This is a genomic window from Streptomyces sp. NBC_00104, assembly GCF_045160825.1.
Classification (GTDB): Bacteria; Actinomycetota; Actinomycetes; order Streptomycetales; family Streptomycetaceae; genus Streptomyces.
This window is the reverse complement of the sequence record NZ_CP108215.1, coordinates 4,493,897-4,504,959: the sequence shown is the minus strand read 5'-3', so window position 1 is coordinate 4,504,959 and position 11,063 is coordinate 4,493,897. Positions and strand designations below refer to the sequence as shown.

The window sequence follows — 11,063 nt, the reverse complement described above, 5'->3', positions numbered from 1 at the left end:
GGGGCGAAACCCCTGCCGGGCGCACCCACCGGTGTCAGTCCTCCCCGTACCGCGGATCCACCGTCTCCGGATTCAGCCCCAGCAGCTCGGCCACCTGCTCCACCACGACCTCATGCACCAGCGCGGCCCGCTCATCGCGCCCCTTGGTACGGATCTCCACCGGCCGCCGGTACACGACCACCCGAGCCGGCCGCCCCTCCCGCGCCGCGACGGTCCCCCCGAGCGGCACCGCCTCGTCGTTCCACGCCCCGTCGACGGGCCCGTCGAGCCGCGGCACCTCCAGCACGAGGAAGTCGATGTCCGCCAGCTGCGGCCACCGCCGCTCCAGCCGCTCCACGGAGTCCTGCACAAGATCCGCGAACACCTCCGCACGACTCGCCGCGAGCGGCACCTGCGGCGGTGCGATGGGCCCGCGCATCCCCCTGCCGTGCCGATCTCGGCGGCGGGGCCCGGGTGCGGAGGCGGCGCGGGGCGGTACGAGGTTGTCCATCACCTGTGAAGCGTAGTCCCCACGAGGTCCGCCCGCCCGGCTCCACACTCCCGGCCGCGCCCGCCGGCCCGACACCGCTGACCTGGCATGTCCAACCGGCTCGCCGCACGGCGGCGCCCAGGAGGGCCGTACGGCATGTCGCAGGATGACCATTCCGGTCAAGGTTGGGCTCGATTCCACATCTCCCCAAGACCGGCGAACTCGCGTCAATTGACATGGTATGTACGGAAAATCGACCGCACTCAAGGCTGTTCGGCATCCCGGACGGGGGGCTACTCGCAGGTCAACGCGGTGGGTTCGGAGGGGCGTGTGGGGCGTTTCACAGCGCGACACGGTGGAGTGACCTGGTGGAGAGTCGTCGCGGCCCGCTCAAGAGTGCGGTACCGTCCAACGTCGTGAGCCCTGTACGTCGCTGTTCGCGCACCGCTTGCGGCCGCCCCGCCGTCGCGACGCTGACGTACGTCTACGCCGACTCGACCGCGGTCCTCGGCCCCCTCGCCACCTACGCCGAACCCCACTGCTACGACCTGTGCGCCGAGCACTCCGAGCGCCTCACCGCCCCGCGCGGCTGGGAGGTCGTACGGCTGCTGGACGCCTCGGCTCCCGCACGCCCCAGCGGTGACGACCTGGAAGCGCTTGCCAACGCCGTGCGCGAGGCGGCCCGCCCGCAGCAGCGCGCGGCGGAGGCCGGTGGCGGCGCGCGCAGGGCGGACCCGATGGAGGTCGCCCGCCGCGGCCACCTCCGCGTGCTGCGCTCACCCGACAACTGACGCTCTGGGTGGGGCCGTTGCCGTGCTCCCGAAGTCGTCGGTGTCGTCGGCGCCCTCGTGGCTCTTTCCGTTCGCGTCGTTTCGCGCGGTGACGCACGCCTGTTGACGCCGTGGCGGCACGGACGCGATCATTCCGGGTGCCCGTGCCGTGAGAAACCGCTTTCCGCATCGCGGAATCGGGGAGGCTCCCGTGTACGTCCAGCACCTGGAACCCGTGGCCGGTTCACTCGGCCTGTCCGCCCTCGTCGCGACCCTGCCCCTCGTCATCGTCCTGGTCCTGCTCGGCGTCGTGCGCCTGAAAGCGCACCTGGCGGGGCTGATCGGGCTTCTGGCGGCCGTTCTGGTCGCCTGGCTCGCCCACCGCATGCCGCTCGGCCAGACACTCTCCAGCGCCGCCCAGGGGGCCGCGTTCGGCTTCTTCCCGATCATGTGGATCGTCGTCAACGCCCTGTGGGTGTACCGGATGACCGTCCACACCCGGCACTTCGACATCCTGCGCCGCTCCTTCGGGCGGCTCTCCGACGACCCACGCATCCAGGCGCTCGTCGTCGCGTTCTGCTTCGGCGCGCTCCTGGAAGCCCTCGCCGGCTTCGGCGCGCCGGTCGCCATCTGCTCCGTCATGCTCGTCGCGCTCGGCTTCGAACCGGTGAAGGCCGCCGTGGTCGCCCTGGTCGCCAACACCGCGCCCGTCGCCTTCGGCGCCATGGGCACACCGGTCGTCACCCTCGCCCAGGTCACCGAACTGCCCCTGGACACCGTCGCGTCCGTAGTCGGCCGCCAGACGCCCCTGCTCGCCCTCGTGGTGCCCCTGGTCCTGGTCTGGCTCGTCGACGGACGGCGCGGGCTGCGCGAGACCTGGGTGCCCGCCCTGGCCTGCGGGTCCGCCTTCGCCGTCGGCCAGTTCATCGCCTCCAACCACATCTCCGCCCAACTCGCCGACATCGGCGCCGCCCTGCTGGGCGCGGGCGCCCTCGTCGCCGTACCCCACGCCCGCCGCCCCGCCGCCGAGCCCGTACGCGCCGCCGTACTGACCGGCGTACGCAGCGAGGACCTCGACGAGGAGGACCCGCCGCGCGAAGTCCTGCGCGCCTACGCCCCGTACGCGCTGATCGTCGCGATCTTCTCCCTCGCCCAGATCCCCGTGGTGAAGGACTGGCTGGCCGGGGCGACACAGACGTACGACTGGCCCTTCCTGAACGTCGCGAGCCCGGACGGCGACCCGGTGGGAGGCAACGTCTTCACCTGGCCCATCGTGGCCACCGGCGGCACCCTGGTGCTGCTCGCCGGGCTGTGCACGGCCGTCGTCCTGAAGGTCCACGCGCGCGTGGCCGTCAGGGAGTGGGCGGCCACGGTGCACGAACTCCGCTTCGCCATCCTCACCGTGACGTCCGTCCTCGCCCTCGCCTACGTCATGAACCTCTCCGGACAGGCCGCCACCATCGGCCACTTCGTGGCGGCGGCCGGCGCCGGGCTCGCCTTCCTGTCCCCGGTCCTCGGCTGGTTCGGCGTCGCCGTCTCCGGCTCGGACACCTCCGCCAACGCCCTGTTCGGTGCCCTCCAGGTCAGCGCGGCCCGTGAGTCGGGCCTGTCGCCGGAACTGCTCGCCGCCGCCAACAGCTCCGGCGGCGTCCTCGGCAAGATGATCTCCCCGCAGAACCTGACCATCGCCTGCGCCGCCGTCGGCCTCGCCGGGCGCGAGGGCGACCTGTTGCGCAAGGTGCTGCCGTGGAGCCTGGGGCTGTTGCTGGTGATGTGCCTGATCGTGGTGGGACAAAGCACCCCCGTACTGGAATGGATGCTTCCCTGAGGTACCACCGCGAGGCACTCCCGCCGGGGCCTTGGTGCCGTTCTCAGAGGTCACACGGCCGGCTGTCGGCCCGGGCGGGTAGTTTGGGGCGACCGGTGAGGACTTCAGGAGGGTTTGACCATGACTGCTGACCTGTCGACGATCGTGAAGGCGTACGACGTACGCGGGGTGGTCCCGGACCAGTGGGACGAGACCCTGGCCGAGCTCTTCGGGGCGGCCTTCGTGCGGGTGACCGGCGCGAAAGCCATCGTGACCGGCCACGACATGAGACCCTCCTCGCCCGGCCTGTCGCGTGCCTTCGCGCGCGGGGCGGCGGCGCTCGGGGTGAACGTGACCGAGATCGGCCTCTGTTCGACGGACCAGCTGTACTACGCCTCGGGCGCGCTGAACCTGCCCGGCGCGATGTTCACGGCCTCCCACAACCCCGCCCGGTACAACGGCATCAAGTTGTGCCGCGCGGGCGCCGCCCCCGTCGGCCAGGACACCGGCCTCGCCGAGATCCGCGAACTGGTCGAGGGCTGGAGCGAGTCGGGCGCGCCGGCACCGGCCGCCACGCCGGGGGCGATCACCCGGCGGGACACGTTGGAGGACTACGCGGCGCACCTGCGCGGCCTCGTCGACCTGACCCCCATCCGCCCCCTCAAGGTCGTCGTCGACGCGGGCAACGGCATGGGCGGCCACACCGTCCCCACGGTCTTCGCCGGCCTCCCCCTCGACCTCGTCCCCCTGTACTTCGAACTGGACGGCACCTTCCCGAACCACGAGGCCAACCCCCTCGACCCGGCGAACATCGTCGACCTCCAGAAGCGTGTCCGCGAGGAGGGCGCCGACCTCGGCCTCGCCTTCGACGGCGACGCCGACCGCTGCTTCGTCGTCGACGAGCAGGGCGACCCCGTCTCCCCCTCCGTGATCACCGCCCTGGTGGCCGCCCGCGAGCTCGCCAGGCACGGCGGCAAGGGCACGGTCATCCACAACCTGATCACCTCCTGGTCCGTCCCGGAGGTGGTGCGGGAGAACGGCGGCACGCCGGTGCGCACCCGCGTCGGCCACTCCTTCATCAAGGCCGAGATGGCCAGGGCCGGCGCCATCTTCGGCGGCGAGCACTCCGCCCACTACTACTTCGCCGACTTCTGGAACGCCGACACGGGCATGCTGGCCGCCCTCCACGTCCTCGCCGCCCTCGGCGGCCAGGACGGCCCCCTCTCCGGCCTCGTCGCCCAGTACGACCGCTACGCCGGCTCCGGCGAGATCAACTCCACGGTCGCCGACCAGACGGGCCGCCTGGCCGCGATCCGCTCCGCGTACGAGGACCGCGCGGGCATCACCCTGGACGACCTCGACGGCCTGACCGTCTCCGCCGCCGACTGGTGGTTCAACGTCCGCCCCTCCAACACGGAACCGCTGCTCCGCCTGAACGCGGAGGCGAAGGACGAGACGACCATGGCGAAGGTACGGGACGAGGTCCTGGGGATCATCAGGGCGTGAGTACCGGGCCCCGAGCCCCAACCCCGGCGCCGACCCCCGCACGGCGGTACTCTGACCAGGCCGCACCGCACCGACCCGCCCCCGAAGGGACCCGACATGCCGCTCGAAGCCGGCCTCCTGGAGATCCTCGCCTGCCCGGCGTGCCACGCCCCCCTCACGGAGGAGGACACCGAGCTGGCCTGCACGAGCCAGGACTGCGGCCTCGCCTACCCGATCCGGGACGGCATCCCCGTACTCCTCGTCGACGAGGCCCGCCGCCCCGCGTGACCCGCGCGATCAGGCTCCCGCGCAAGGCCTAACCCCGCCCCGGCCGGGAAACCCGGCGTAGAGGCGAAAAGGCGTAACAGGGCACCCGGCGATCGGAGGCTGCCGCCCATGCTCGACGACTCGCTGCTAGACACCCCCGAAGCCCTCGCGGAGGCGGACCGCCGCGACCTGCTCCGCGGCGCCGCCGAGGCAGGCGCCCGGGTCCGCACGGCGATCCGCCTCGGTACCGAGGCGGGCATCCCCGAACTGAAACCGGACGGCCGCCCCCGCGCCCTCCTGATCGCGGGCCCCGGCATGGCCTCCGCGGGCGTCGCCGACCTGCTCGGCGCCCTCGCGGGGTCCAGCTGCCCCATCACCCGCCTCCACCCCACCGGCGTGGCCCCCGCCGCGGGCGCCCTCCGCTGGGAGCTCCCCGGCTGGGCGGGCCCGGTCGACCTCCTCCTGGTCGCCACCGCGGACGGCAGCGAACCGGGCCTGGCGCTCCTCGTCGACCAGGCGTACCGCCGAGGCAGCACGGTCGTCGCCGTCGCCCCGCCCCGCACCCCCGTCGCCGAGGCGGTGGAAGGCGCCCACGGCCTCTTCGTACCGATGGCGACCGCCCCGTACGAGCAGGAGGCGCCCCTCGGCGCCGCCGCTCCCGGAGTCCTGTGGGCGCTGCTCACCCCGATGCTCGCCCTGCTGGACCGCACCGGCCTGATCGACGCCCCGCCGGACGCCCTGCAGAAGGTCGCCGACCGCCTCGACCGTGTCGCCGAGCGCTGCGGCCCGGCCATCGCCACCTACAGCAACCCCGCCAAGACGCTCGCCGCCGAGCTGGCCGACGCGCTCCCGCTGATCTGGACCGAAGGCCAGGCCGCGGGCCCGGTGGGCCGCCGTTTCGCCTCCGCGCTCGCCGAGCTGGGGGGCCGCCCCGCCCTCGCGGCCCAGCTGCCGGAGGCACTCGCCTCGCACACGGTGCTGCTCTCCGGCCCACTGGCCGCGAACGCCGACCCCGACGACTTCTTCCGCGACCGCGTCGAGGACGCACCCGTCCTGCACGCGCGCGTGGTGCTCGTCCGCGACCGCCCGACCGGTGGTCTGAGCGGCGTCCCGGCCGCCCGCGAGCTGGCCCTCGGCCACGACGCCGCGATCAGCGAGCTGGAACCCGAGGAGGGCAGCGACCTGGAGACCCTCGCGGAGATGATCGCCATCACCGATTTCGCCGCCGTTTACCTGTCGCTCGCTTCCGGAGCCTGATCTTTACCGGAGTCCGCCCCTGACCGGGGCATCGGCCGGCTCCCCACCTACGGAGAAGCACACACCATGGACCGCCTCGACAACACCGTCCGCCCCTACGCCTGGGGTTCGACCACCGCCATCCCGCAGCTCCTGGGCGTGGCCCCCACCGGCGAGCCGCAGGCGGAGATGTGGATGGGCGCCCACCCCGGCGCACCCTCGCGCACCGGGCGCGGCCCCCTCACCGAGGTGATCGACGAGGCCCCGGAACGTGAGCTGGGACGTCGAACGGTCGCCAGGTTCGGCCCCCGTCTCCCGTTCCTCCTGAAGCTCCTCGCCGCCGGCGCCCCGCTCTCCCTCCAGGTCCACCCCGACCTCGAACAGGCCAGGGAGGGCTACGAGGACGAGGTACGGCGCGGCATCCCGATCGACGCGGGCCACCGCAACTACAAGGACGCCAACCACAAGCCGGAACTGATCTGCGCCCTCACGGAGTTCGACGGCCTCTGCGGCTTCCGGGACCCGCTCCAGGCCGCCGATCTGCTCGCCGCCCTCGACGTCGACTCCCTGAAGCCGTACGTCGACCTCCTGCACGCCCACCCCGAAGAGGCCGCGCTGCGCGAGGTGTTGACCGCGGTCCTGGGCGCCGACCCCGAGGAGACGGCCCACACGGTCACCGAGGCCGCGGCCGCCTGCGCCCGTCTCGGCGGCGCCTACGCCCCGTACGCCGACATCGCCCACCACTACCCGGGCGACCCAGGCGTCATCGCAGCCATGCTCCTCAACCACGTACGCCTGCAGCCCGGCGAGGCCCTGTTCCTCGGCGCCGGCATCCCGCACGCGTATCTGAACGGCCTCGGCGTGGAGATCATGGCCAACTCCGACAACGTCCTGCGCTGCGGCCTGACCCCCAAGCACGTCGACGTCCCCGAACTCCTGCGCATCGTCCGCTTCGAGGCGACCGACCCCGGCGTCCTGCGCCCCGAGGCGTCCCCGGATGGCGAGGAGGTCTACGAGACGCCCATCGACGAGTTCCGCCTCTCCCGCTTCGTCCTTCCCGAGGCCACCGCCCCGCACGACCTCACCCGCGCCACCCCGCAGATCCTCCTCTGCACGGCCGGTTCGGTCCGCGCGGGCGAACACACGCTCGCCCCCGGCGAGTCCGTCTTCGTACCGGCGGACGAGAAGGCCGAGGTGTCCGGACCCGGCACCCTGTTCCGCGCCACCGTGGTCGCCTGAGCGGCGCGATCCCTTGGTGAGCGGCGTCAACCCTCCCTGATCCACGGCCTGACGCGACGACGCCGGACCGGGCTGCAACAATGCCCCCTGCAAAAGGCGGGCAAAGCCCGGCCGGTGACGGACGGAAGCGTGGGTACACGTGCCCACGCACAGACATATGCGTAGGCGAAGGGACACCTCGGACACATGAGCGCGTCAGGCGGCACCAAGGCGATCGTGGCGGCACTCGCCGCCAACCTCGCGATCGCGGTAGCGAAGTTCGTGGCGTTCCTCTTCAGCCACTCGTCGTCGATGCTCGCCGAGTCCGTGCACTCGCTCGCCGACTCGGGCAACCAGGCACTGCTGCTCCTCGGCGGCAAGAAGGCCAAACGCGAAGCGACCCCGCAACACCCCTTCGGCTACGGCCGCGAGCGCTACATCTACGCCTTCCTCGTCTCCATCGTCCTCTTCTCCGTCGGCGGCATGTTCGCCCTCTACGAGGGCTACGAGAAGATCAAGCACCCGCACGAGATCGAGAACTGGTACTGGCCGGTCGGCGTCCTCGTCTTCGCGATCATCGCCGAGTCGTTCTCCTTCCGGACCGCCATCAAGGAATCCAACGTCCTGCGGGGCAAGAGGTCCTGGACCGAGTTCGTCCGCCACGCCAAGGCCCCCGAGCTGCCGGTCGTCCTCCTGGAGGACCTCGGTGCTCTCGTCGGTCTGATCCTCGCCCTCGGCGGCGTCGGCCTCGCCCTGCTCACCGGTGACGGCGTCTGGGACGGCATCGGCACCCTCTGCATCGGCGTCCTGCTCATCCTCATCGCGATCATCCTCGCCGCCGAGACCAAGTCCCTGCTCCTGGGCGAGGCCGCCGGTGTGGAGGACGTCAAGAAGATCGAGGCCGCGATCGTCGACGGCGACACGGTCCCCGGCATCATCCACATGCGCACGCTCCACCTCGGTCCCGAGGAACTGCTGGTCGCCGCCAAGATCGCCGTCCGCCACGACGAAACGGCCACCGAGGTCGCCCACGCGATCGACGCCGCCGAGGCCCGCATCCGCGAGGCCGTCCCGATCGCCCGCGTCATCTACCTGGAGCCCGACATCTACAGCGAGGCGGAGGCCGCCAAGGGCGCCGACGCCGAGGCCGCCCCCGGCGGCCCGGCCCCCACCGCCGAACACTGACCCACCGGCCACTCCACCAGGCACCGAGCACCGGGGCCCGTCGCGAACCGTCGCGACGGGCCCTTCGCCGTCCCCGGCCCGCCACGGCTCGCGCCCCCTACGGCTTTCCGCCTCAGGTCCGCCCGCCCGCCCACACCACTCCCTTCGGCTTGATCCTGTACGCAGGCGGACTGGGGCAGGCCGGGCCGACCGGTGTAGCTTGGGACGGAGCCAGACGTCGCTGCTGATGGCGGTCGGGCGGTCCCCTCGCGGACCGACCGAGGGAGAGAGGGCCTCCGACGGACTGCGCTGCGCGCACGCGGGCATGCCTGTGTCCTCTTCGGGGCACCCCTGTGTCCGCCGCCGCGCAGACCAGCCCTACCCACCCTCGACCCGACACCGAGGAGCAGCTCGCATGACGACTGTCGACAACCGACAGGACTTCAAGGTCGCCGACCTCTCCCTGGCCGCTTTCGGCCGCAAGGAGATCACCCTCGCCGAGCACGAGATGCCCGGCCTGATGGCGATCCGCAAGGAGTACGCCGAGGCCCAGCCTCTCGCCGGCGCCCGCGTCACCGGCTCCCTGCACATGACCGTGCAGACCGCCGTCCTCATCGAGACCCTGGTCGCCCTCGGTGCCCAGGTCCGCTGGGCCTCCTGCAACATCTTCTCCACCCAGGACCACGCCGCCGCCGCCATCGCGGTCGGCCCGAACGGCACGGTGGACAACCCGCAGGGCGTCCCGGTCTTCGCCTGGAAGGGCGAGACCCTGGAAGAGTACTGGTGGTGCACGGAGCAGGCGCTGACCTGGCCGGACAGCCCGACCGGCGGCCCGAACATGATCCTGGACGACGGCGGTGACGCCACCCTCCTCGTCCACAAGGGCGTCGAGTACGAGAAGGACGGCAAGGTCCCTGCCGTCGACACCGCCGAGAACGACGAGCACCGCGTCGTCCTCGAACTCCTGAACCGCACCATCACCGACGGCTCCCAGAAGTGGACCCAGCTCGCCTCGGAGATCCGTGGTGTGACGGAGGAGACCACGACGGGTGTCCACCGGTTGTACGAGATGCAGCGTGACGGTGTGCTGCTGTTCCCGGCGATCAATGTGAACGACGCGGTCACCAAGTCGAAGTTCGACAACAAGTACGGCTGCCGGCATTCCCTGATCGATGGCATCAACCGGGCCACGGATGTTCTCATCGGCGGCAAGACGGCCGTCGTGTGCGGTTACGGTGATGTGGGCAAGGGCTGTGCGGAGTCGCTGCGGGGGCAGGGTGCCCGGGTGATCGTCACCGAGATCGACCCGATCTGCGCGCTGCAGGCGGCGATGGACGGCTACCAGGTCACGACGCTCGACGAGGTCGTGGAGACGGCCGACATCTTCATCACCACGACCGGCAACAAGGACATCATCATGGCCTCGGACATGGCCAGGATGAAGCACCAGGCGATCGTCGGGAACATCGGCCACTTCGACAACGAGATCGACATGGCCGGTCTGGCGCGGATCCCGGGCATCGTCAAGGACGAGGTCAAGCCGCAGGTCCACACCTGGACGTTCCCCGGCGGCAAGGTTCTCATCGTGCTGTCGGAGGGCCGTCTGCTGAACCTGGGCAACGCCACCGGTCACCCGTCGTTCGTGATGTCCAACTCCTTCGCGGACCAGACGCTGGCCCAGATCGAGCTGTTCACCAAGCAGTCGCAGTACCCGATCGGCGTCTACACGCTGCCCAAGCACCTCGACGAGAAGGTCGCCCGTCTCCACCTCGACGCGCTCGGCGTGAAGCTGACCACGCTCCGCCCCGAGCAGGCCGCCTACATCGGTGTCGAGGTCGAGGGCCCCTACAAGTCGGACCAGTACCGCTACTGATCCGCCCGGCGGCGGGTGCGTCCGTGCACGGGCGCACCCGTCTCGGCAGCAGCGCCCAGGCAGGCCCCCGCACCCCCGTGCCGGGGGCCTGCCCGTTCGGCTCCCGCCCCGCACGTCGGCAGGACCAGCCCGTCAAGACCCAGGACCCCCATGCCCCGCGGCCGGTATTCGCTCCATGACCCGCACGACCACACCCTCCTCGCCGAAGAACACTTCCACTGCGCGCCCGGCCCGTCCGGCTGGCGCTATGTCTCCCAGCTGACCGCCCCTTCCGGTGACCATGCCGGTTCCGTCGACCTCGCCCTCGACGACCTCGGCCGCCCCATCCGCCTCGAACTCCACGCCGCGAGCTGGCAGGTCCGCGGCGCCGCCCTCGACGGCGTCACCTGGGTCCGCACCGACCCCACCGGCACGGAGGCCACCGAAGGCAATGTCCGCGCGCACGCCTTCACCGGCACCTCCCCGGCGTTCCTGATCGCCACAGCCCGCCTCCTCCGTCTCGCCCCCTCGACACCGGCCACCCGCGTACGCCTCGTCGCCTTCACCGACCCGGTCCTCGCCCCGCGCACCCTGGACCAGTCCTGGGCCTTGATCGAAAGAGAAGCACACGCCACTGACAACGGCCCCCTGACCGTGGACGAATACCAGGTCACAGCCCTGGACACCGGCGAGCGGCACACCGTTCACATCGCGGGCGACGTCGTTCTGGCGGCACCCGGAATCGAGCTGGACCACCTGGAGACACCGCCCTCGACGTTCGACTGAAGCCGACGT

General features: G+C 71.6%; 10 protein-coding genes. 9 read left to right on the top strand and 1 reads right to left on the bottom strand.

Annotated features, from left to right (window positions below):
- Positions 1-34 precede the first annotated feature (34 nt).
- Positions 35-490, bottom strand: a complete 456-nt coding sequence (locus tag OG272_RS19690; protein ID WP_326585800.1) for a metallopeptidase family protein — start codon at positions 488-490, stop codon at positions 35-37.
- Between the two features lie 347 nt (positions 491-837).
- Here OG272_RS19690 and OG272_RS19685 point away from each other — a divergent pair, with 347 nt between their 5' ends.
- The 9 genes from OG272_RS19685 to OG272_RS19645 all read left to right on the top strand — a co-directional run bounded on the left by OG272_RS19685 (position 838) and on the right by OG272_RS19645 (position 11,054).
- Complete coding sequence (locus OG272_RS19685; protein ID WP_327729412.1) at positions 838-1,260, top strand: DUF3499 domain-containing protein; 423 nt, start codon at positions 838-840, stop codon at positions 1,258-1,260.
- Positions 1,261-1,450: 190 nt separating this feature from the next.
- Positions 1,451-3,067, top strand: a complete 1,617-nt coding sequence (locus tag OG272_RS19680) for an L-lactate permease (RefSeq protein ID WP_327729413.1) — start codon at positions 1,451-1,453, stop codon at positions 3,065-3,067.
- 120 nt (positions 3,068-3,187) lie between these two features.
- Positions 3,188-4,552, top strand: coding sequence for a phosphomannomutase/phosphoglucomutase (locus OG272_RS19675; RefSeq protein ID WP_326582347.1), 1,365 nt, complete (start codon positions 3,188-3,190; stop codon positions 4,550-4,552).
- Between the two features lie 96 nt (positions 4,553-4,648).
- Positions 4,649-4,819: a Trm112 family protein gene (locus OG272_RS19670; RefSeq protein WP_200307918.1), complete on the top strand. Its 171-nt coding sequence runs from the start codon at positions 4,649-4,651 to the stop codon at positions 4,817-4,819.
- A gap of 108 nt (positions 4,820-4,927) precedes the next feature.
- A complete protein-coding gene (locus tag OG272_RS19665) occupies positions 4,928-6,055 on the top strand; it encodes an SIS domain-containing protein (RefSeq protein WP_327729415.1) in 1,128 nt (375 codons plus the stop codon).
- Between the two features lie 66 nt (positions 6,056-6,121).
- Positions 6,122-7,273, top strand: coding sequence for a mannose-6-phosphate isomerase, class I (gene manA, locus OG272_RS19660; protein ID WP_327729416.1), 1,152 nt, complete (start codon positions 6,122-6,124; stop codon positions 7,271-7,273).
- Positions 7,274-7,459: 186 nt separating this feature from the next.
- On the top strand, positions 7,460-8,437 hold the full coding sequence (locus tag OG272_RS19655) for a cation diffusion facilitator family transporter (RefSeq protein WP_326582350.1): 978 nt from the start codon (positions 7,460-7,462) through the stop codon (positions 8,435-8,437).
- A gap of 394 nt (positions 8,438-8,831) precedes the next feature.
- The gene (gene ahcY, locus OG272_RS19650) at positions 8,832-10,289 is read left to right on the top strand and encodes an adenosylhomocysteinase (RefSeq protein WP_405894244.1); all 1,458 of its coding nucleotides are present in this window, start codon (positions 8,832-8,834) and stop codon (positions 10,287-10,289) included.
- 150 nt (positions 10,290-10,439) lie between these two features.
- The gene (locus tag OG272_RS19645) at positions 10,440-11,054 is read left to right on the top strand and encodes a hypothetical protein (protein ID WP_327729418.1); all 615 of its coding nucleotides are present in this window, start codon (positions 10,440-10,442) and stop codon (positions 11,052-11,054) included.
- Positions 11,055-11,063: the final 9 nt, after the last annotated feature.